We start from the raw sequence: 19137 nt of genomic DNA, 5'->3' as shown, positions 1-19137 counted from the left end.
GAAGTCTCAGTCTTATTGAGGAATGTGCAGAGTTTTCCCCAGAGATAAACCCAGCATCTTTATCCATTCTGATTGATGCTTTCAAAAAACATTCCCGGCTCGCGAGTCAACTTTTAAGACTTGGCGCCCAAAGCATGGATCCCAATATCATTTATAAGGGGCATCATCATCTAACAATAGCCGAAACCCTGGCGCTCATTCTGGACTGTTTCCCCACAGATTCCGAGGGTTGCTATAGCCATTCAGGCCAGCCTGAATCACTTATTGAAAGTCTCCCAGATCCCGCGGATTTGAGTCTCCTGTTTCGAGACCATCGTAATCCCTAACTGCTGTGTGTAGTCGTTTGCCCCCTTCTCCGGGGGCTTTTTTTTCGCCCTCAAAACGGAGGTAAGCATGCACCCAATCCCCAAATTAACCGCGCAGCGCCTGGCCGAGTTACCGCCGGGAACGCCGATCCGCATCGGCTCTCAGCTGGTCACATTCAACGGCTGCAGCATTCGCCCGAACTATAAAGGCGTGGAAGAAACATTCGTTGATTACACGCTGCCCGACGGCACTCCCGGTTCGCATTTCGAGTACACAGTGCTTGATGCCGGTACTGAACACCTGGAATCAGTGCGATGCCGCTACTGCGGTCGTTTCCGCCACCCTGAAGACGTGGTGAAAGGCACCGTTAAACACTGGAATCGGAGCGAACGAGATGACTTCTGCGCAGACAGAGATTGCGCACTGCGTTACCAGCAAAGCATCCGGGTACCGTCTCACAAACGCGCTGCAGGATTGCGCATTCGAGGTAATCGCTGATGAGCCAGCTCTACAAATCACAGTTCCTGCATCGGCTGACCGGTGCTGACTTCCACCCGCGGCGCCGCAGCTGGTTATTGCCGGTTATCAGCGCGGCGCTGATTGCTGCGGGGATGTACATCGGATGGATGTAACGCTGATCCCCACGCCGCTGGCAATAAACGAATGGATGCGCGAGGCCACTGTCGACGCAATCCTGCAGCTCTGCCAGCAGAATCAATTCGGCCCTGCTGACCTTATTCAAATAGCCCACCAGCTGGCGCAGCGCGAAGCCGCTGCCGACGCCCTGACGGAACAATCTGATGACTATCTTGCGTGTAATTGATACGGAAACCACAAGCCTGGAAGGAGGCGTGTGTGAAATCGCCAGCGTCGACATCATCGACGGCGTTATCTGCAACCCGATGAGCGACTACGTGAAGCCGCCGGAGCCAATCAGCATCGGATCAATGGCGCTTCACCACATCACTAACGAGGATGTGGCCGACTCACCACCGATTGATGCTGTAATTGATCGCTATCTCGGTGCTGACGTCTATGTCGCGCACAACGCCAAGTTCGACCGCAGCAAACTGCCGCAGATCACCGCGCCGTGGATCTGCACAATGAAACTCTCACGCAAGCTCTGGCCGGAGCTGGAGAGCCACGGCAACCAGTTCATGCGCTATCACCTCGGCGTTAACGCCAACGTGCCGGAAGGCCTGCATGCCCACCGTGCCCTGTACGACTGCTACGTAACTGCGGCGGTGCTGATCGAGATTAACCGTCACGCCCGCTTCACCATCGCGCAAATGCGGGAAATTACCTCCCTGCCTTCCCTGCTGCACACGATGCGTTTCGGCAAGCATAAGGGCAAGACGTTCGAGGAAATTGGCGCGAAGGACCGCGGCTATCTGAAGTGGTGCCTGGCAAACATGGACCTCGATGAGGACCAGAAATTCACGATGCAGCATTTCCTGCAAGGAGGTTGATATGGGGATCCCGGTGCTTATCCTGGGGGATTCAGGCTCCGGTAAATCGGCCAGCATGATGAACCTGAATCCCGAAGAGGGGTTTCTCATTAACCCGGAAAATAAGCGATTGCCGTTTAAGTCGAAGGGCTGGAAAGCGCGCGACTTTGCAGCAAAAACAGGCAACGTATTCCACACCGACCTTGCTGCCGACCTCGTTATGGTTATCAACTTTGCGCGCCGCGCCGGGCGAAAGTTCGTGGTTATCGACGATTTTCAGTACGTAATGGGCAATTCCTTCATGCGGCGCCGCAGTGAAAAATCGTTCGAGAAATTCACGGAGATTGGCGGTGGCGCCTGGGACGTGGTGAAGGCAGCCCAGCAGGCCGAAGAAGACCTGATCGTTTACTTTCTCGCTCACACCGAAGAAACGGCTGCCGGCCGCATCAAGATGAAAACCATCGGCAAAATGCTGGACGAGAAAATCACTGTAGAAGGCATGTTCACCATCGCCCTGCGCACTCAGGTCACTGATGGCCGCTACCAGTTCACTACGCAGTCAGACGGCACTGACCCGGTCAAATCGCCGATCGGGCTGTTTGAGAGCTTCCAGATAGACAACGACCTGAACGCCGTCGATGCGGCGATCCGGGACTACTACGAATTGAATTAAGGAGTTAAATAACTATGCAGCCAATTTTCACCTTCAATCAGGAAGACGCCAAGAAAGCCGGACCGTCCGGCGCGTCAGAATCTGGAGCGTATGCTGGCATCATCCGCACGGCGTTGTTCACCAGCGCCCGCGATGCTAATTCCCAATCGCAGTCGATGGAGTTCTCGCTGGATGCCGACGTTGGTGCGATTAATTTCCTCCGCGTGTCGTATGTTGGTCGCGATGGCAACCCACTACAGGGCGGTAATGCCATGATTCAGGCCATCATGGGCCTAACAGGCGTCAAAGCTCTGCACGCAACCGAAGTGGTGAACGACCAGAACGAAGCGGAGTATCACTGCAAAGAACTGGAAGGCAAGCCGATCGGCTTCGTTCTACAGAAAGTGCTTTACACCAAGAACGCCGGAGGCGACGGGTACCGCTTCGAAATCCGCCAGGCATTTGGTACTAAAACCCGCAAAACCTACAAAGAAGGCATTGAAGGGCTGCCTGCTGAGACGGTTGACAAACTGGTAGCCTCACTCAGCGACAAAGACGAGCGTCAACCGGCTGGAACTGGCCCTGCAGGTGGCCAGGCAGGTAATCAGCAGCGCTCGATGCTGGGTGGACAGCAGCAGCAGAACCAGACGCAATCACGCCTGCAACAGAACGCAGGATCCCGAAATGTTGGACAGAATCAGCCGCCGGTGCAGGACTTCGACGACGATATTCCATTTTGACGCCAACCAACCAGCCCCACTCGGGGCTTTCTGGAGTATCTATGCCACTGCTAAATAGCTCGGCACAATCAGCAGCGCAGAAAGAGCGTGACGGCCTTTTCGCTGATGCCGCTCATCACTGGTTGCAAGCCTCACGCCATGCAACTGGCAACAACTTTACCTGGTACCAGCTGCGCGCAGAGTTCTGCGCTGGCATGGCCCGCCGCGCAGCAATTAAGGATCAGCAGCAATGACCTGGATTAACACACTCTCCGGCAAGCACTTCAGCTTTACCGATATCGATGCGGAGACCATTACCATTGAGGATATTGCCGGTGCTCTGTCGAATCTTTGCCGCTTTACCGGCCACGTGCAGGACTTCTACAGCGTGGCGCAGCATTCGGTGTACGTCAGCCGCCTGGTGCCGCCAGAAATGGCGTTAGAGGCGCTGCTGCACGACGCCGCAGAAGCTTACTGCGGTGATGTCAGCTCGCCGCTGAAGGCTTTGCTACCTGAATATCAGGGCATCGAAAATCTCATCGATATGACTATTCGCTTCAAGTTCGAGCTGCCAGCAGTGATGTCAGCGCAGGTTAAGCGCGCGGACCTGATTATGCTGGCCACCGAGCGGCGCGATTTCGATATGGACGATGGCACGCCGTGGCCAGCACTTGAAGGCATCGAGCCAGCCGATTTCATGATTTATCCGCTGACGCCACGTCAAGCGCGTGTCCAGTTTCTTCAACGTTACAATGAGCTGAAAGGAGGCATTTAGTGAGCTTCTATAAATTCAACACTGCTGCAGTGCTTGCCGCCTGGGATGAAGTTGAGAAACAGGAAAAAGAGCTGCGCCAGCAAAGCAAAACCTTTGCCGCCTTGTTCGGAGCCGTCCCGGTGTTCAATTCAGACCTGACGCGCTCTTATCTGTACGGCGTTCGCTTTGAAAAATCCATCTATGCAGATCCGTCTCTCTGGACAAAACCAACTGAGCAGTCAGGATTCTCCAGTTGGCCACGTGCAAAAGCACCGAAAGGCATGGGGGAAGCACACAGGGCACTCGTCGCTCTCTGGCGTGATAAAAAGCCCAAAATTGAAGTAGATCGCGACACATTCCTGAAATCCGCAGGCCTGGACTGGGGGATGCTATTCATGACAGGATGCGCCTACTTCCGGCACGGTGACACCGTCTATTTCAGCACGGGCGCGAAACCAGACCCTGCCGCCGGCGGCATTGAAATTCTCGGCAGTGAATATCAGCAAGCCAAAACTGCTGCAGGCAACTAACCCCACCCTATCCGCCCCCTGACCGCCAGCTACCGCCGCCGAATTCGTTGCGGTGCGCCTGCCTGCGGCCACTAGCAGCGGAAACTCGAGGTATTCACCGTGAAAAACGACGACATCAAAAATGTCAGCGTGATGCTGCACGTGAACGGGCAAACACTGGCGATCGTAATTCCCCCGGAGATGAAGCTGTCGATCGCGCTGTTTGCGCTCAGCGCGGCTTCAGGCGACGGTCCGGCGCAGTTGGTGACAGTGCCGCATACGTCATTGCCGCCAGATCCGAGGATGCAGCAATGATGGAATCGGTCGGAATTTATCTGGTTGGCATGTTTATGGGCTGCGCAGCAACGCTGCTGTGCTTCTTCTTAGTGGGCTGACTGCGGTCGGCGGGAGAGCAGAATGAAAGTAACAACCATTGAAATGAGAGGGTTGCTAACTGGCAAGTGTGTCCCTCGTGACATGAAAGTTAACGAAGATTTGGCGCAGTATTTCGTGCGTAAATTTGAAGACCACGCCGCAGAGGTTGCCCGGCTGAATGAGCAGGTGCGGGCGCTGGCGGCGGAGAATGCTGACCTGAAAGAAAGTCGTTCGGTCCTAGCAGAAAACTCACTGGAAACGTGCAATGCGATTTTCTCCGCGGGATATCATAATGCCGATATTCAACGTGGGCTTATGCAAAGTACAGGTAATGGGAATAAATACCCTAACCCGATAAAGACCCTGGTTGATGAAGCACTTCGCCCGTTAGAAACCCCGGCCACCGACGCCATCCTGAACGAAGTGCGGGCGCAGGCGATTGAAGGTTTCATGGCGTGGAGCGATTCTCACATCGAAGAAGGCGACGAGCATGAAGGGGCGTTACGCGAAGTGTCGAAGGCTTGCAAAGCATATGCCGCCCGCATCCGAAAAGGATATTTGCCATGAGCACACTTACTTTCGCATTCCTCATCATGGCCTCCCCGGTGCGCGACGGCAGCGCCTGGAGCATCACGCCTATGCCGTCTTTGGCCGTCTGCGAGCAGGTGCTGGCTGACGTTCGTTCGCATGGCGGCTGGGGCGACGATTTCCCCGCAGCGCCGGACGGAGCCTACTGCAAGGAGGTCACGAGTGGCTAAATCCCCCGCCGAACGTAAGGCAGCGCAGCGGGCGCGGCAGGCTGCCAGCGGTAACCGGAAAATTGAGCTGCAGCTCGACCAGCAGGAGCTGGCTATGCTCGAACAGAACTGCGCCGCCCGGCGGCCCGGACGGGAACCGTATGAGCTTAACGAGTACGTCGCGATGCTGATTCGCCGGGATAATGCCGAGCTACAGCACCTACTAAAAATAGTAGGTCATTGCGGCAAGTGTGGCGACAAAGCGCCTGTTACCAGCTGTCCGTGTGACGGTGAGGCGGCGTGCTGGGTAACAAGTGGGTGGCAAGGATTGAAGTTGGTGATATAAATTGTCGTGACATGTCACGGATTAAAGGGAGTAGAAATGCCATTTCGCTTAGCAAAAATCTTCCTGGGTGAAATACCACTGGAAGCATGGTTCGATATTGAACAAAAAACCCCAAACTCTCGAAAAAACTATGTAATTAATATAAAAATAGATGAAAAAACAAAATCTATTTTTGGTAATTTGAGGGGGGATGAGCCACTGGCTTTTCATGGTGAGCTTATTGATTCAGAAGAAGAATTCTTCTTATCAGTAATAACACCCAATCAATATCTATTTATTAATAAATAATCAACAAATTAAACCGCCACCCGGCGGTTTTTTTTACGCCCCCTCCCCATGAAAAACACAATCCGGCGACACCTCGCGCGCCACCACATTTTCTATGCCAGCATCCGCCCGGCTGCTGTGCTGATCCTGCTGCTTATCGCAGCGTTAACTACGGAGCTATATCTGACGAGGTGAGGCTATGCAAACTCAAATCCCCGCGGGAAAGCCTATTGGAATGGCCGGCAGGTAACGTGCCGCTGTTCCGCGTATGAGTTCCCGCACCGGTTCAGCGGCGGCCGGTGTAACGGCTACGCCATGGCTACAAGCTGCTGGGAAAACCGTCTCAGTTGCCAGCACTGCAACTGCCTTCATGCAGGCGGGTGCGATGTTATAAACGGCACCGAAAGCCCTTTCGAATGCCCGTACGTTCTCGATTTCTGCACCTACTACCAAATCAAACTCTCCTGACCAGCCGCCTGGCTGTCGAGGCACATTAAAATGACCGTTCATCAAATCAATGCGTATTGCGCGGAGGATAGCCGATGACATATCAACTACACGTTGGACCATGCGAAGTAGTGCTGAAGTCGGTTCCGGATAACTCAGTTGATGCGATTGTTACAGATCCACCGTACGGAATTAGCTTCATGGGCCACAAATGGGACTATCAGGTACCGACCGTTGAGCAGTGGGCGGAGTGCCTGCGCGTGCTGAAACCAGGCGGCCACCTGCTGGCATTCGGTGGATCCCGCACCTATCACCGACTGGTGGTTAACGTCGAAGACGCGGGCTTTGAAATTCGCGACATGATCGAATGGCTTTACGGCACTGGCTTCCCGAAATCACACAACCTCGAGGGAGAATTTAACGGTTGGGGCACGGGACTGAAGCCTGCACATGAGCCCATCGTAATGGCGCGCAAGCCGTTCAAGACGACGGTGGCCAACAACATGGCACAGTACCGCACTGGCGCACTGAACATCACCGCCTGTCGAATCTTCACCACTGAAGAGCTGAGCAGTGGACGCGGCGCGCTGCTGTCGCATCAACGTGACGGCAATGAACCCACCAGCAACTATCATCAGGCCCCAGAGGGGCGCTGGCCAGCAAATCTCATTCACGACGGTAGCGACGAGGCGATAGCCATATTCCCGGCGAATGCTGGCGCAGCATCACCGGTGAGAGGCACAGAGCCCTCAGCAGCTGGGACGGGCAATATTCTTGGTATGAGAAAGCGTGTCGCAACACATCATCATGGTGACAGCGGCAGCGCAGCGCGATTCTTCTATTGCGCAAAGGTAACGCCTGCCGAGCGCGACGAAGGAATGGAGCGATTTATCTCCTTTTCAGCTTCGGAAATGACTGGTGGGCGCAAAGAGGGAAGCGCGGGCCTTAACGATCCTCGCGCCGGCGCCGGACGCAGTAGCGGCGCAAAGAATCCGCACCCGACCGTGAAGCCGATTGCCCTGATGAAGTACCTCTGCCGCCTCATCACCTCACCTGGCGGAACCGTTCTCGATCCATTCACGGGCAGCGGCAGCACCGGTCGCGCTGCGATTGAAGAGGGATTTTCTTTCATCGGAATTGATTTAGATCCGGACAACATCGTAACCGCCAGCGCCCGCATCGGTTATTCCTACAAGCAAATGTCTGCGCCAGCAGCGCCAACTTGCCAGAACTCTGTACCACCCGCGATCAGCAGGTCGCTTAATCCTATCTAAACCTCAGAGGTCACTATGTCACTTATAACGCTCTATGAGTGGGGCCAGCGGCTTCCCGTTCCCCGCTCAATGGAAACACTGCGCCGCTGGGTTCGGGCCGGTAAGGTTTACCCGGCACCTGCTTTTGATGGCTACCAGTATCTGGTCGAGGAGAAGGCTGTGAAAATCGCTTCTGCTTGCACCACTCAGCAACACGCCCGCCAATCGGGCGATTCATTAACAACAAGGATCAAGAATGGCCGCACGGAGAAGAAATCATAAAACAAGGGACCTGCCACCAAACCTGTACGTCAGGAACGACGGTTACTACAGCTACCGGGACCCACGGACGGGTAAGGAGTACGGTCTGGGCAGAGATAAACGTTACGCCGTCACGCAGGCCATTGATGCGAATATGTCGATAGTGTCCGGGCCGATGGTTAGCCTGGTTGACAGGCTTAACGATACAGCAACAGTAACTATGGCGGACTGGTGCGCAAGATATATGGAGATTTTGACACGTAGAGGGGTGAGCCAGAGCTCTCTGAAGCAGTATGCAGGTCGCGTTGAGGCCATCCGCAAAGCCTTCAGCTCAGATGCAGTCACATCAATAACCACAAAAAATGTTGCTGAATTTCTGGAATCTTATATTTTATCAGGCAAAATAACGCGCTCAAAATTGATCAGGTCTACATTCTCTGACCTTTTCAGGGAGGCCATCGCTGAAGGGTTGGTGACAATAAACCCGGTGGATGCGACCCGTAATGCCCGCGTAGTAGTCAAAAGAAGTCGGCTGTCCGCTGACGACTTCGATACAATTTTACTCAAAGCTGGTGATGGTCAACCATGGATTGCATTAAGCGTTAAACTGGCGCTGGTAACGGCTCAGCGCGTCAGCGACATTGTGAAAATGAGATGGGATGACATCCAGGATGGAAGATTAAGAGTTGAGCAGCAAAAGACCGGAATGAAACTGGCGATCCCTTTGTCGGCTTCCATTCATGGGATCACGCTTTCATCTGTCATTGAAGAGTGTAGAAAATTACACCCAAGCTCCGCAACGCTGATCACAACGCGAATGGGCGCTCAACTGACAACCAGAAGTCTTTCCGATGCATTCGCAGCGCACAGGAACGCAACCGGGTTAACGTGGGAAGGGAATCCGCCGTCTTTTCACGAAATCAGGAGCCTCGCAGCCAGGCTGTATCAGCGTGACAAAGGTGAAAAGTATGCTCAAAACATGCTCGGTCACAAATCAGCCGAGATGACAGAGCGGTATACTGACGCACGAGGCAGCCAGTGGCTGGAAGTTGAATAGTGATGTAGTTTTGAATGATTTTGAACTGTTTTTTATAAACATATGATTTTACGAAATAAATTAAGACTGTGTGGAATCCGTACCATAGCACGCCAGTCAGTTTTCATGCCGGGCCTGCCGATGTTCTCGCCCACTTCTGCAATACGAGATAGCCAATAAATGCAACCGAATCCGGAAACCAGTAAGAAAGAGCAGTACAACCTCAACAAGCTGCAGAAGCGTCTGCGCCGTAACGTCGGCCAGGCGATTGCTGACTATAATATGATCGAAGAGGGTGACCGGATCATGGTGTGCCTCTCCGGCGGCAAAGACAGCTACACCATGCTGGAAATCCTGCGCAACCTGCAGCAGAGCGCGCCGGTCTCTTTCTCGCTGGTGGCGGTGAATCTCGATCAGAAGCAGCCGGGTTTCCCGGGGCATATTCTGCCGGAATATCTGGAAACGCAGGGCGTGGAATATAAGATTGTCGAAGAAGACACCTACGCCATCGTGAAGGACAAAATTCCGGAAGGCAAAACCACCTGCTCGCTCTGCTCGCGTCTACGTCGCGGCATTCTTTACCGGACGGCAACCGAGCTGGGCTGCACCAAGATCGCGCTGGGCCATCACCGCGACGATATCCTGCAAACCCTGTTCCTGAACATGTTCTACGGCGGGAAAATGAAAGGCATGCCGCCGAAGCTGATGAGCGACGACGGTAAGCATATTGTCATCCGCCCGCTGGCCTATTGCCGCGAGAAGGACATTGAGCGCTTCGCCATCGCCCGCGAATATCCGATTATTCCGTGCAACCTGTGCGGTTCACAGCCCAACCTGCAGCGTCAGGTGATTGCCGATATGCTGCGCGACTGGGATAAACGCTATCCGGGCCGCATTGAAACCATGTTCAGCGCCATGCAGAACGTGGTGCCATCGCATCTTGCCGACATCGAACTGTTCGACTTTAAAGGCATCGCCCACGGTGGCGAAGTGGTTGACGGTGGCGATCTGGCCTTCGATCGCGAAACGCTGCCGCTGCAGCCCGCGGGCTGGCAGCCGGAAGACGAAGACGACGCGCCCGTTCGTCTTGATGTGGTTCAGGTAGGCTAAGCTCAACGTTTCACGGAGGACGTGTGTCGCGAACGCAACGCCTGCTGGATCTGCTGCAGCTACTGCGCAATCACCGCTTCCCCATTTCCGGCACTCAGCTCGCCGGTACGCTCGGCATCAGCCTGCGCACGCTCTACCGCGATATTGCCACGCTGCAGCAGCAGGGTGCGGATATTGCCGGTGAGCCGGGTATGGGCTACGTGCTGAAACCCGGCTTCACCCTGCCCCCACTGATGTTCAGCGAAGAAGAGATTGAGGCGCTGGTGCTCGGTTCGCGCTGGGTGGCCAGCCGCACCGATACCGGCCTGAGCCAGTCGGCAAAAAGCGCGCTAAGCAAAATTGCCGCCGTGCTTCCCCCCGAACTGCGCCACAGTCTGGACAGCAACGGCCTGATGGCCGCGCCGTCCGCCAACCCGCTAATTGAAAGCGTGGATTTTGTCGCCATCCGCCGGGCCATCCGCCAGGAACTGACGGCGACCCTCGTCTATCGCGACGGCGAGGATCGCTCATCACGCCGCGTTATCTGGCCGTTTCTGCTGGGCTATTTTGACAACCTGCATATTCTCGGCGCGTGGTGTGAACTGCGCGGCGATTTCCGTCACTTCCGCACCGACCGCATTGTTTCGCTGGAATTAACCACTACCCGCTATCCCCGCCGTCGCGCCGCGCTGATCAAACAGTGGCGCGAACAGCAGTTCCCGGACAGACCGCCGCAGTAGAGTAGTCCGGACTCAGTGATGCGCGGGCGGATCGATAATCGGATCGGGGTCAACCGGCGGCGGATCGGGCAGTGGCTGCGGCGTGGGGATCGGGCCGGGAACGGGTACGGGATCGCTCAGGGGTTCAGAGCCGCGAATGGCATGAGGATAGTCAGTCATTATGCTGTCCCTTCTTGTTAAGGCATGAGCTTTAAGCGTAGGACATCTGACCGGGCTGGCAAACGGGCAAAAAAAAGCCGGCTCGGAGCCGGCGTCGTACGAATTAAATGTGCTATGCATTAATTCTAAAAATGAAGTAAGACAATTATGGAGCGCAACGCCCATCGCTTGACGTTGCATTCACCTGCGAGAGAGATTCTGCCCTTAACTTCACCACCCGTTATTGACGTTGATCAGTTTTAGGCGCCTTTATCCCACAATAATTTGCTCTCTTCACAGCCATTTACGTCGTCGTAACCACCACGCAACGCCCAGCACCAGGCCTGCTAACAGCAGACAGAAAAGGCCAAAGCCGAAGCGCCAGCTGCCTCCCGGAATACCGCCAAGGTTAACGCCGAACAGCCCGGTCAGGAAGGTGGTCGGCAGGAAAACCACCGCCATCAGCGACATAGTATAGGTGCGGCGGTTCATGGCTTCCGCCATCACCGAACTGATTTCATCGGACAGCACGCCGGTCCGCGCCACGCTGGCATCCAGATCGTCCAGCCCGCGCCCCAGGCGGTCGGCGATATCCTGCATCCGCCGACGGTCGTCATCGCTCATCCACGGCAGCCGCTCGCTGGCCAGCCGCGAAAACACGTCCCGCTGCGGGGCCATATAGCGGCGCATAATAATTAACTGTTTGCGGATCAGCGCCAGCTCGCCGCGCGGCGGCACCTGCTGGTCCACCACGGCGTCCTCCAGCTCGATGATTTTATCGTGCAGATCCTCGATAAATTCGCTGGTATGGTCGGTCAGCGAATCGCACACGTCCACCAGCCAGCTGCCACAGTTTTGCGGGCCGTTGCCGTTTTGCAGATCGGTCAGCACTTCATCAATGGCAAACACCTTGCGCCGCCGGGTCGAGACGATCAACCGGTCGTTGATGAACACGCGGATTACCACCAGCTGATCGGGCCGCGATTCACTGTTCAGATTCACGCTGCGCAGGGTGATCATTGTGCCGTCGCCCAGACGGCTGACGCGCGGCCGCATGCTGTCGCCGCCCAGTGCATCACGCACGTTGTCCGGCAGCAGCGGCGTCGTGGTCAGCCACTCGGCACTTTCGGGATGGGTGTAGTTCAGGTGCAGCCAGCACGGATGGTCGCACGTAAGCACTTCGCTGTCGGCAATCGGGATCATTCCACCGTGGCCATCCAGCTGACACGAGATAATCGCATCCGATACCTGTAAGGATTTGCCTGCAATCACGTCCACTTTCTGCCCCGCTTTCAACATAATCAATACGATACAGTCTAGCGTGCGGGCACGCAGTTGCAAAATATTGCACGCAGAGACAATGGTTAGAATTCATGACAGCGGCAATGACTTAGGCCATCCGCATTGACGTTGCGGCGATGGCACTTCTGGCACACCCTCTGTCCGCCGCAGCATAGCCCGCTTTGTCGCCCTGAATTACGTTGGTGATCGGTATATTGTCTGCTTTCGCAGGCATCCTTCCCTTCAGGAGATTAGGCCACGATGAACGACCTGCATTATAAAAGTTTGCTGGAAACAGGCCGGCTGATTCAGTCGAAAGAGATCGCTTCCGTTGCGGTCACCACCGCACTGCTGGATCGCATCGCCTCGCTGGATGCCGATTTGCACAGCTATTTTTACGTGATGCGCGACAGCGCCCTGCAGCAGGCGGCCGAGGCCGACCGGGAGATCGCGCAGGGGATCATCCGCGGCCCGCTGCACGGCGTGCCGATCGCGCTGAAGGATTTGATCTGGACGAAAGATGCGCCCACCAGTCACGGTATGCTGATCCACCAGGCACATTACCCGACGGAAGACTCCACCGTGGTAAAGCGCTTCCGCGAAGCCGGGGCGGTGATCCTCGGCAAGCTGAAGCAAACCGAAAGCGCCTTTGCCGATCATCACCCCGAGGTGGTGCGCCCGGTTAACCCGTGGGGTGCCGCGCTGTGGACCGGCGTCTCTTCCAGCGGGTCCGGCGTCGCTACCGCCGCCGGGCTGTGCTATGGCGCCATCGGCACCGACACCGGCGGTTCGATCCGCTTCCCCTCCAATGCCAACGGCCTGACCGGCATTAAGCCGACCTGGGGACGCGTGACGCGCCACGGCGCTTTCGAACTGGCGGCCTCGCTCGACCACATCGGCCCGATGGCGCGGTCCGCCGCCGACGCTGCGGCCATGCTGCAGGCGATCGCCGGTCGTGATGAGCAGGACCCCACCTCCAGCATTGAGCCGGTGGCGGACTATCTGGCGCTGATGACGCGCGGCATTGGCAAAATGCGCATCGGGCTGGATAAGAACTGGGCGCTGGAGAAGGTGGATGAGGACACGCACCGGATGCTGCAGGGGGTTATCGCTACGCTAAGCGATCTGGGCGCAACCTTCGTGGATATCACCATGCCGGACACCGAACAGGCGGCCGAGGAGTGGAGCCCGCTCTGCGCGGTGGAAACGGCCTTCGCGCATCGGCAGACGTATCCCTCGCAGAAAGAACAATACGGGCCGGGTCTGGCCGGACTGCTGGATCTCGGCCACAGCGTCACGGCGCTGGAATACCAGCGCCTGCTGCTGAACCGCGCCGCCCTGCGCGGCACGATTTCTGCCCTCTTCGGCCAGGTTGACCTGATCCTCGCACCGGCCACCGCCTATGCCGGATTAACCTGGGACACCATGACCCGCTTTGGTACCGACAAGGCACTGTTTAATGGCGTGCTGCGCTATACCAGTGCATTCGATTCCAGCGGGCATCCGACCATTACGCTGCCGGGTGGCAAAACGGCCGCCGGTGCGCCGGTCGGCTTCCAGCTGGTTGCCGCGCATTTTGATGAAGTCAGCATGATTCAGGCCGCCTGGGCCTATCAACAGGTCACCGACTGGCATCAGCAGCATCCCGCGCTGTAATCCCCACCGTTACCGCCCCTCGGTCAGGGGCGGTGCTCCGGCAGGAATGGTCTGGAGTTTGCATACTTTCTGATGATTTCACCTTTTACGCCACGTCCGGGGGATCTGACGATGAGAGAAAATTTCACCACGGAGCATCTGGAGAACCGCCACCGCTTCGATGCCTGGCGCGATGCCGTCTGTTCCCGCCTGATCAAGGCAGAGGCAAAGCAGGTGCAGGCCGGCATGTTTTCCGGGCGCTTCAGCTACGGCATGCTGGGGCAGTTCGATATCGCCAATCATGTTTCGCAGGCGTCGATGATGTGGCAGAGAACGCCCGACTGCATTCGCCGCCACCCTAACCCCGACTTTTATCTCGGCTACATCTGTGAGGGCAGCGGCAGGCTGCGGCAGAATAACAATGAAACGCAGGTCAGCGCCGGGGATATGGTGATCTACGACGCCGGTTCGCCGTTCCATTTCGCGATGGAAAACGTGTCGATGAATATTATCCATCTGCCGCGCCATCTGATTGAAAAAGAAGCTCCGGCGATTGCGGCGATGTCCGGGACCTCGCTGGACCTTTCCCGACCGGGCATGGTCGCGCTGCGGCATATGATTGATGAGGCCTTCCGTTTTAATGCGGCTGAAGAAGGCAGTTGCCTGACCGAGCAGTTCGCCAACACGCTGTTTACCGTGATCTCCGTGGGCCTGAATCTGCAAAAAAGTGACGAAGGATTAAAGCCGACTCTCTACTCACGCGTGCTGAACTACCTGCGCCAGCACTTGCAGGATCACGATCTGTCGGTCGCGCAGATCGCCAACGCCCATCATGTCTCTCCGCGCACCCTCAGCCGGGTATTTGCCGCCAACGGCACCACGCCGATGAACTGCGTCTGGCACGAACGCCTGCTGGCCTGCCATAAAGCGCTGGCGGAAGGCAAGGCGCGTAATATCACACAGGTAGCGCTCGATCACGGCTTCAGCGATATGTCCCATTTCAGCCTCGCCTTTCGCAAGGCCTTCGGCTATACGCCGAGCAGCCTGCTGCACCCGGCCAGCGGCCAGCCCGGCAGCTGATTATTTTTGCAGGCTGTTAAGCACCCGCTCTGCGGTGAATTCCAGACTGCTGCGTGTGTTCATCGCCTCTTTGCGCATAAAACCATAGGCCCCCGACTCATCCAGCCCAAAGGTTTGCATCAGCACCCCCTTCGCCTGCGCCAGCCGGTCCTGCCGTATTCTAACCTGCTGCTGCTGATGCAGCCGCTCGCTCAGCTGCTTCTGCTCGCGCGCCGCGCGCAGCACGGCGACGATCTGAATAATCAGCGAGAACGGATCGGCGTCACGCGCTGAAAGCGCTTCCGGTTCCAGCGCCAGCAGCAGCGAAAACAGCAGCCCGTCGTGGCAGTCGGCCAGGGCAATTGTCGGGGTCTGTACGCTTTTATAATGGCGGAACAACGGCGTGAGCAGCGCAGGCTGGTGGCGATCGACAGCAATAATCGCCAGGTCGGCATCGGGAGGAAGGGTCGCGGGGAGCGGCCAGTCGTGCCGCACGTGGCAGCCAAGCTGGGTCAGCGAGGTACAAAAGGCCCGCATCCCCTGGCTATAAGGATGGAAAAGATGCAGCCGAACGCCGGAAAGTGCGGCGAGTAAGGATTGCTCAATCATGAATCACCCTGTCATGTCCTGGATAGTGATGACTTCACAATAAGCAACCCGACGGGCCCGCGCTGTGTTTGCCCTGCCTGACGCTGTGTCGTTTAGGACAGGTGCCTGCTGCCGGTCAGCCAAAAGGATGGCGACCGGCAGCAGCCGGTTCAGGCATTAAAACCGAGATACTGTTCCGCCACGCGGGCGCTCGGCGTGGTTGCCGGGTCGATCTGGCGGACGATTTGCCCCTTTTCAATCACGTGAATACGGTCGGACAGCGCGTAAAGAAACTCGATGTCCTGTTCAACCAGGATAATGGAGATATCCATTTCATGGCGCAGCCGCTGGAGCGTGTCGATGATCTCTTCGCAGATATTCGGCTGGATCCCTTCTGTTGGCTCATCCAGCAGTACCAGCTGCGGCCTGCCGCACAGGCAGCGGGCCAGCGCCAGCAGCTGCTGCTCCCCTCCCGACAGCGCGCCGCCCGGCTGTGCCAGCAGCCGCTTCAGGCGCGGGAAAATATCCAGCATCTGCCCGATGATCTCCCCGGCCTGCGAGAAGTGCTTAACGCATCCCATACGCAGGTTTTCCTCTACCGTCAGCTGCGGGAAGATTTGCCGCCCCTGCGGAACGAAGCCGATGCCCGCCGCCGCCCGCTGGTGGGGATGATAGCCGGTAATATCGATGCCGTTCAGCGCGATAGTGCCCTGCCACGCGGGCAGTTCCCCCATGATGGTGCGCAGCAGCGTAGTTTTCCCCATGCCGTTGCGGCCCAACACGCCGGTGAAGGATTTGGCACCGATAAACAACTCGGAGAGATGCAGCACCGGAATTTTATTGTAGCCGGAGACCGTTTGTTTCATTTCAAGCATGTTTAATCTCCAGATTGCCAAGGTAGGCTTCTTTGACGCGCGGATCCTGAGTAACCTGGCTGAAGGTCCCCTCCGCCAGCACCTCACCCTGGTTAAACACCGTCACCTGCTGAGCGATCATGCCGATAAAATCCATATCATGCTCCACCACTACCACCGTGCTCTGCTGGTTTATGCGCTGAATTAACGCGGCGGTTTTACGCACTTCATGATGGGTCATTCCGGCGGCGGGCTCATCCAGCAGTACAAGCTGCGGGCGCGAAATCAGGATCATCCCCAGCTCCACCCACTGCCGCTGACCGTGGGCCATTTCGGAGAGAATGTCATTTTGCCGATCGCTAAGGCCGATATCCTCCAGCACCCTATCGACTTCGCCCGCGACCGCCGCTTTGTCCATTTTGTTGGCGGCGGCCAGCCACAGGTTTTCCGCCACGCTCAGCCCTTCAAACACGCTGGGGACCTGCGTTTTAATGCCGATACCCAGCCGGGCGATTTCCCACGGTCGCTTACCCGAGATCACCCGATCGCGATAGCGGCACTCCCCGCGCGTGGGGGTCACCTGGCCGCTGAGCATTTTAAAAAAGGTGCTCTTTCCCGCCCCGTTAGGGCCGATCAGGCAGCGCAGTTCGCCCTCATTCAGGGTAAAGTCCACGGCTTTCACCGCATGAACACCGCCAAAACTGACGCCCATTTGATGCGTCTGAAGTAACACGGTCATGGTTTCACCTCTTTCACCTGTACAGAGGAAGCCGGCGCGGCAGGCCGACGCTTGCGCCGCCAGATCCGCTGCAGGCCGGGCAGAATGCCGCCGGGAATTAACAGCACGAACAAGGCGAGGATCACGCCAAGGACCAGATTGACATCAACCGTTTGCTGCGCGCCCAGCCGGGTTACCATCCACTGCAGCAGCATGCAGCTGATCACCGGGCCGAGTAGCGTTCCGCGACCGCCGACGATCACCCAGATAATGATCTGCGCTGACTGGCTGATGCTGAATACGCCGGGGCTGACAAACGCCCCCCAGTTGACGTACAGACAGCCTGCCAGCCCGGCCACCGCCGCGCCGATGGCAAAGGTCACCAGCTTGTGTGCCGGGACGTTATAGCCCAGCAGGCCCGCCCGCTGTTCATTTTCGCGGATCGCCACCACCGTTTTGCCAAAGCGGCTGAGCAGAACGAACTTCAGCAGCGCGTAACACAGCGCCAGGCAGCCTGCGGTGACGATAAACAGCGCTTCCGGGGACAGAATAGCGTCCGGCTGGAACGGCGCGTTGAGCGTCGGCACCGAGGGAATGCCGTTAAAACCGCCCAGCAGCGCCTCGCCGATATGGTATTCGCTGCCGGACGTGGAGTTGACCCAGTTGAACAGCACCAGACTCACCGCCAGGGTAATGGCCCCCAGATACACGTCGCTGACGCCGCCGTAGAAAATCACGTAGCCCAGCAGCAGGGAGAACAGCGTGGGCAACAGCACCGCCATCACCACCGCCCAGGTGGAATCCCCCCAGTTGATCGCGCAGACCGCATAGGTGTAGGCTCCGATGCCGAAGAACGCCGCCTGGCCGAAGCACAGGATGCCCCCGTATCCCCAGATAAAGGCCAGGCTCAGCGACAGCAGGCCCATGACCAGAAACACGGTGAGCGACAGCAGCGTGTAGAGCTCAATCACTCCCGACAGCCAGAACGCAGCCAGCACCACGACCAGTGCGGTCGCCACGATCTGTAGCTTTTCAGTCAGCATTTTCATTACAACGATCTCCTGAAGAAACGGCCGGTGATGCCCTGCGGCAGCAGGCGCAGCAGCACGATGGCGCTGAGCAACAGCGCCACGGCACCAAACACCGGCGTGGAGAGGTAGGTGACCAGCTGCGAGATGGTGCCAAACAGCGTGGAAGAGGAGAGCGTTCCGGCAATAATCGCACTGCCGCCGCCAATCACGGTGATAAAGGCCTTGGCGATAAAGCTGACGCCGATCGTCGGGATCACCCCGGTGATTGGGGCCAGCAGCGCGCCGCCCAGGCCGGACAGCGCCGCACCCAGCCCAAACGTCAGGCTGTATATTTTGCCCGGATTGCTGCCCAGCGCGGCGGCCATTCGCGCGTTCTGCATCGTGGCACGGGCGCAAAGCCCGAGCGTGGTAAACCGCAGCAGCAGCCACAGGGCACCGACCAGGCATAGCGCGAAGAGAATGATAAACAGCGAATAGCCGCTGGTGGTGTAGCTGCCCACGCTGACCGCAGGCAGCGGCGCGCTGATCCCCAGCGTTGTGTTGCCAAACGCCATCGTCGCCGCACCAATCAGCGCCAGGCTAAGCCCCCAGGTCGCCAGCATGGTATCGATCATCCGGCCATAAAGATGGCGAATGATAATCCGCTCGATGACGATGCCAAAGATCCCCACCGTCACGGGCGCGACCACCAGCATCGACAGCCAGATGGGAACGCCAAGGTGGTTAGTCGCCAGAATCGCGCTGTAGCCACCCAGCATCATAAATTCACCGTGGGCCATGTTGACGATTTTCATCATACCAAACACCACCGCCAGCCCCAGGCTCATCACCACCAGTACGGCAATGGCATTGAGAACCTCAATGCCATAGATAATCAACAGATCCATAGCCGTT

Annotated in this window: 29 protein-coding genes; 21 read left to right on the top strand and 8 right to left on the bottom strand. The window is 57.2% G+C overall.

Annotated elements, in window-relative coordinates; translation table 11 throughout:
* Positions 1 to 393 precede the first annotated feature (393 nt).
* From EC836_RS02210 to EC836_RS02120, 19 genes are all read left to right on the top strand, one after another.
* The gene (locus EC836_RS02210) at positions 394 to 804 is read left to right on the top strand and encodes a hypothetical protein (protein WP_123329714.1); all 411 of its coding nucleotides are present in this window, start codon (positions 394 to 396) and stop codon (positions 802 to 804) included.
* Positions 804 to 938 carry a hypothetical protein gene (locus tag EC836_RS25065; protein WP_255416826.1) on the top strand — a complete coding sequence of 45 codons (135 nt, stop codon included), beginning with the start codon at positions 804 to 806 and terminating at the stop codon, positions 936 to 938. Before EC836_RS02210 ends, EC836_RS25065 begins: the two co-directional genes overlap by 1 nt.
* Complete coding sequence (locus EC836_RS02205) at positions 929 to 1129, top strand: hypothetical protein (protein WP_123329712.1); 201 nt, start codon at positions 929 to 931, stop codon at positions 1127 to 1129. Before EC836_RS25065 ends, EC836_RS02205 begins: the two co-directional genes overlap by 10 nt.
* Positions 1107 to 1775: an exodeoxyribonuclease X gene (gene exoX, locus EC836_RS02200; protein WP_199734991.1), complete on the top strand. Its 669-nt coding sequence runs from the start codon at positions 1107 to 1109 to the stop codon at positions 1773 to 1775. The genes EC836_RS02205 and exoX overlap by 23 nt, the downstream gene beginning before the upstream one ends.
* A gap of 1 nt (position 1776) precedes the next feature.
* Positions 1777 to 2427 (top strand): ATP-binding protein, encoded by a 651-nt coding sequence (locus tag EC836_RS02195; protein ID WP_123329708.1) that lies wholly within the window; start codon positions 1777 to 1779, stop codon positions 2425 to 2427.
* A gap of 14 nt (positions 2428 to 2441) precedes the next feature.
* Positions 2442 to 3146 (top strand): hypothetical protein, encoded by a 705-nt coding sequence (locus EC836_RS02190; RefSeq protein ID WP_123329706.1) that lies wholly within the window; start codon positions 2442 to 2444, stop codon positions 3144 to 3146.
* Positions 3147 to 3187: 41 nt separating this feature from the next.
* On the top strand, positions 3188 to 3379 hold the full coding sequence (locus tag EC836_RS02185; protein ID WP_123329704.1) for an ANR family transcriptional regulator: 192 nt from the start codon (positions 3188 to 3190) through the stop codon (positions 3377 to 3379).
* Positions 3376 to 3900, top strand: a complete 525-nt coding sequence (locus tag EC836_RS02180) for an HD family hydrolase (protein ID WP_123329702.1) — start codon at positions 3376 to 3378, stop codon at positions 3898 to 3900. The genes EC836_RS02185 and EC836_RS02180 overlap by 4 nt, the downstream gene beginning before the upstream one ends.
* On the top strand, positions 3900 to 4409 hold the full coding sequence (locus tag EC836_RS02175; RefSeq protein ID WP_123329700.1) for a hypothetical protein: 510 nt from the start codon (positions 3900 to 3902) through the stop codon (positions 4407 to 4409). Before EC836_RS02180 ends, EC836_RS02175 begins: the two co-directional genes overlap by 1 nt.
* Before the next feature lie 99 nt (positions 4410 to 4508).
* Positions 4509 to 4703, top strand: coding sequence for a hypothetical protein (locus EC836_RS02170; RefSeq protein WP_123329698.1), 195 nt, complete (start codon positions 4509 to 4511; stop codon positions 4701 to 4703).
* 102 nt (positions 4704 to 4805) lie between these two features.
* The gene (locus EC836_RS02165) at positions 4806 to 5330 is read left to right on the top strand and encodes a hypothetical protein (RefSeq protein ID WP_148050349.1); all 525 of its coding nucleotides are present in this window, start codon (positions 4806 to 4808) and stop codon (positions 5328 to 5330) included.
* Complete coding sequence (locus EC836_RS02160; RefSeq protein ID WP_123329694.1) at positions 5327 to 5521, top strand: hypothetical protein; 195 nt, start codon at positions 5327 to 5329, stop codon at positions 5519 to 5521. The genes EC836_RS02165 and EC836_RS02160 overlap by 4 nt, the downstream gene beginning before the upstream one ends.
* Positions 5514 to 5846: a hypothetical protein gene (locus tag EC836_RS02155; RefSeq protein WP_123329692.1), complete on the top strand. Its 333-nt coding sequence runs from the start codon at positions 5514 to 5516 to the stop codon at positions 5844 to 5846. The genes EC836_RS02160 and EC836_RS02155 overlap by 8 nt, the downstream gene beginning before the upstream one ends.
* 36 nt (positions 5847 to 5882) lie before the next feature.
* On the top strand, positions 5883 to 6134 hold the full coding sequence (locus EC836_RS02150; protein ID WP_123329690.1) for a hypothetical protein: 252 nt from the start codon (positions 5883 to 5885) through the stop codon (positions 6132 to 6134).
* Positions 6135 to 6655: 521 nt separating this feature from the next.
* The gene (locus tag EC836_RS02140; protein WP_123329688.1) at positions 6656 to 7834 is read left to right on the top strand and encodes a site-specific DNA-methyltransferase; all 1179 of its coding nucleotides are present in this window, start codon (positions 6656 to 6658) and stop codon (positions 7832 to 7834) included.
* A 15-nt stretch (positions 7835 to 7849) separates the two neighbouring features.
* Complete coding sequence (locus EC836_RS02135; RefSeq protein WP_123329686.1) at positions 7850 to 8095, top strand: excisionase; 246 nt, start codon at positions 7850 to 7852, stop codon at positions 8093 to 8095.
* Entirely contained in the window at positions 8070 to 9131 is a 1062-nt protein-coding gene (locus EC836_RS02130) for a tyrosine-type recombinase/integrase (protein WP_123329684.1), read from the top strand. Before EC836_RS02135 ends, EC836_RS02130 begins: the two co-directional genes overlap by 26 nt.
* A gap of 159 nt (positions 9132 to 9290) precedes the next feature.
* Complete coding sequence (ttcA, locus tag EC836_RS02125) at positions 9291 to 10220, top strand: tRNA 2-thiocytidine(32) synthetase TtcA (protein WP_123329682.1); 930 nt, start codon at positions 9291 to 9293, stop codon at positions 10218 to 10220.
* Between the two features lie 23 nt (positions 10221 to 10243).
* Positions 10244 to 10939, top strand: coding sequence for a YafY family protein (locus EC836_RS02120; RefSeq protein ID WP_123329680.1), 696 nt, complete (start codon positions 10244 to 10246; stop codon positions 10937 to 10939).
* Between the two features lie 12 nt (positions 10940 to 10951).
* Here EC836_RS02120 and EC836_RS24795 read toward each other — a convergent pair whose 3' ends face one another.
* From EC836_RS24795 to EC836_RS25060, 3 genes are all read right to left on the bottom strand, one after another.
* A complete protein-coding gene (locus EC836_RS24795; protein WP_199734990.1) occupies positions 10952 to 11098 on the bottom strand; it encodes a hypothetical protein in 147 nt (48 codons plus the stop codon).
* 273 nt (positions 11099 to 11371) lie between these two features.
* A complete protein-coding gene (zntB, locus tag EC836_RS02115; protein ID WP_123330718.1) occupies positions 11372 to 12355 on the bottom strand; it encodes a zinc transporter ZntB in 984 nt (327 codons plus the stop codon).
* Between the two features lie 112 nt (positions 12356 to 12467).
* A complete protein-coding gene (locus EC836_RS25060; protein ID WP_255416825.1) occupies positions 12468 to 12593 on the bottom strand; it encodes a hypothetical protein in 126 nt (41 codons plus the stop codon).
* Between the two features lie 26 nt (positions 12594 to 12619).
* Here EC836_RS25060 and EC836_RS02110 point away from each other — a divergent pair, with 26 nt between their 5' ends.
* Positions 12620 to 14014, top strand: coding sequence for an amidase (locus tag EC836_RS02110; RefSeq protein WP_123329678.1), 1395 nt, complete (start codon positions 12620 to 12622; stop codon positions 14012 to 14014).
* Positions 14015 to 14125: 111 nt separating this feature from the next.
* A complete protein-coding gene (locus tag EC836_RS02105; protein WP_123330716.1) occupies positions 14126 to 15073 on the top strand; it encodes a helix-turn-helix domain-containing protein in 948 nt (315 codons plus the stop codon).
* On the opposite strand, the gene EC836_RS02100 is transcribed toward EC836_RS02105, so the two are convergent.
* The 5 genes from EC836_RS02100 to EC836_RS02080 form a co-directional block, all read right to left on the bottom strand.
* On the bottom strand, positions 15074 to 15661 hold the full coding sequence (locus EC836_RS02100; RefSeq protein ID WP_123329676.1) for an ANTAR domain-containing response regulator: 588 nt from the start codon (positions 15659 to 15661) through the stop codon (positions 15074 to 15076).
* A 149-nt stretch (positions 15662 to 15810) separates the two neighbouring features.
* Entirely contained in the window at positions 15811 to 16515 is a 705-nt protein-coding gene (locus tag EC836_RS02095) for an ABC transporter ATP-binding protein (protein ID WP_123329673.1), read from the bottom strand.
* Complete coding sequence (locus EC836_RS02090) at positions 16508 to 17233, bottom strand: ATP-binding cassette domain-containing protein (RefSeq protein ID WP_123329671.1); 726 nt, start codon at positions 17231 to 17233, stop codon at positions 16508 to 16510. The genes EC836_RS02095 and EC836_RS02090 overlap by 8 nt, the downstream gene beginning before the upstream one ends.
* Positions 17230 to 18261, bottom strand: a complete 1032-nt coding sequence (locus EC836_RS02085) for a branched-chain amino acid ABC transporter permease (protein ID WP_123329669.1) — start codon at positions 18259 to 18261, stop codon at positions 17230 to 17232. The genes EC836_RS02090 and EC836_RS02085 overlap by 4 nt, the downstream gene beginning before the upstream one ends.
* The gene (locus tag EC836_RS02080) at positions 18261 to 19130 is read right to left on the bottom strand and encodes a branched-chain amino acid ABC transporter permease (RefSeq protein ID WP_123329667.1); all 870 of its coding nucleotides are present in this window, start codon (positions 19128 to 19130) and stop codon (positions 18261 to 18263) included. The genes EC836_RS02085 and EC836_RS02080 overlap by 1 nt, the downstream gene beginning before the upstream one ends.
* Between the last annotated feature and the right edge of the window lie 7 nt (positions 19131 to 19137).

The sequence above is a fragment of the Erwinia sp. JUb26 genome (genome assembly GCF_003751505.1).
Lineage (GTDB): Bacteria > Pseudomonadota > Gammaproteobacteria > Enterobacterales > Enterobacteriaceae > Erwinia.
The sequence above is the reverse complement of the archived record's forward strand: the minus strand, read 5'-3'. Positions and strand labels throughout refer to the sequence as shown.

Excerpts from the sequence above, each read along its gene's own strand:
- EC836_RS02210 (WP_123329714.1), top strand. The coding sequence starts at position 394 with ATGCACCCAATCCCCAAATTAACCGCGCAGCGCCTGGCCGAGTTACCG.
- EC836_RS25065 (WP_255416826.1), top strand. The coding sequence starts at position 804 with ATGAGCCAGCTCTACAAATCACAGTTCCTGCATCGGCTGACCGGTGCT.
- EC836_RS02205 (WP_123329712.1), top strand. The coding sequence starts at position 929 with ATGGATGTAACGCTGATCCCCACGCCGCTGGCAATAAACGAATGGATG.
- exoX (WP_199734991.1), top strand. The coding sequence starts at position 1,107 with ATGACTATCTTGCGTGTAATTGATACGGAAACCACAAGCCTGGAAGGA.
- EC836_RS02195 (WP_123329708.1), top strand. The coding sequence starts at position 1,777 with ATGGGGATCCCGGTGCTTATCCTGGGGGATTCAGGCTCCGGTAAATCG.
- EC836_RS02190 (WP_123329706.1), top strand. The coding sequence starts at position 2,442 with ATGCAGCCAATTTTCACCTTCAATCAGGAAGACGCCAAGAAAGCCGGA.
- EC836_RS02185 (WP_123329704.1), top strand. The coding sequence starts at position 3,188 with ATGCCACTGCTAAATAGCTCGGCACAATCAGCAGCGCAGAAAGAGCGT.
- EC836_RS02180 (WP_123329702.1), top strand. The coding sequence starts at position 3,376 with ATGACCTGGATTAACACACTCTCCGGCAAGCACTTCAGCTTTACCGAT.
- EC836_RS02165 (WP_148050349.1), top strand. The coding sequence starts at position 4,806 with ATGAAAGTAACAACCATTGAAATGAGAGGGTTGCTAACTGGCAAGTGT.
- EC836_RS02160 (WP_123329694.1), top strand. The coding sequence starts at position 5,327 with ATGAGCACACTTACTTTCGCATTCCTCATCATGGCCTCCCCGGTGCGC.
- EC836_RS02150 (WP_123329690.1), top strand. The coding sequence starts at position 5,883 with ATGCCATTTCGCTTAGCAAAAATCTTCCTGGGTGAAATACCACTGGAA.
- EC836_RS02140 (WP_123329688.1), top strand. The coding sequence starts at position 6,656 with ATGACATATCAACTACACGTTGGACCATGCGAAGTAGTGCTGAAGTCG.
- EC836_RS02135 (WP_123329686.1), top strand. The coding sequence starts at position 7,850 with ATGTCACTTATAACGCTCTATGAGTGGGGCCAGCGGCTTCCCGTTCCC.
- EC836_RS02130 (WP_123329684.1), top strand. The coding sequence starts at position 8,070 with ATGGCCGCACGGAGAAGAAATCATAAAACAAGGGACCTGCCACCAAAC.
- ttcA (WP_123329682.1), top strand. The coding sequence starts at position 9,291 with ATGCAACCGAATCCGGAAACCAGTAAGAAAGAGCAGTACAACCTCAAC.
- EC836_RS24795 (WP_199734990.1), bottom strand. The coding sequence starts at position 11,098 with ATGACTGACTATCCTCATGCCATTCGCGGCTCTGAACCCCTGAGCGAT.
- EC836_RS25060 (WP_255416825.1), bottom strand. The coding sequence starts at position 12,593 with ATGCCTGCGAAAGCAGACAATATACCGATCACCAACGTAATTCAGGGC.
- EC836_RS02110 (WP_123329678.1), top strand. The coding sequence starts at position 12,620 with ATGAACGACCTGCATTATAAAAGTTTGCTGGAAACAGGCCGGCTGATT.
- EC836_RS02105 (WP_123330716.1), top strand. The coding sequence starts at position 14,126 with ATGAGAGAAAATTTCACCACGGAGCATCTGGAGAACCGCCACCGCTTC.
- EC836_RS02100 (WP_123329676.1), bottom strand. The coding sequence starts at position 15,661 with ATGATTGAGCAATCCTTACTCGCCGCACTTTCCGGCGTTCGGCTGCAT.
- EC836_RS02095 (WP_123329673.1), bottom strand. The coding sequence starts at position 16,515 with ATGCTTGAAATGAAACAAACGGTCTCCGGCTACAATAAAATTCCGGTG.
- EC836_RS02090 (WP_123329671.1), bottom strand. The coding sequence starts at position 17,233 with ATGACCGTGTTACTTCAGACGCATCAAATGGGCGTCAGTTTTGGCGGT.
- EC836_RS02085 (WP_123329669.1), bottom strand. The coding sequence starts at position 18,261 with ATGAAAATGCTGACTGAAAAGCTACAGATCGTGGCGACCGCACTGGTC.
- EC836_RS02080 (WP_123329667.1), bottom strand. The coding sequence starts at position 19,130 with ATGGATCTGTTGATTATCTATGGCATTGAGGTTCTCAATGCCATTGCC.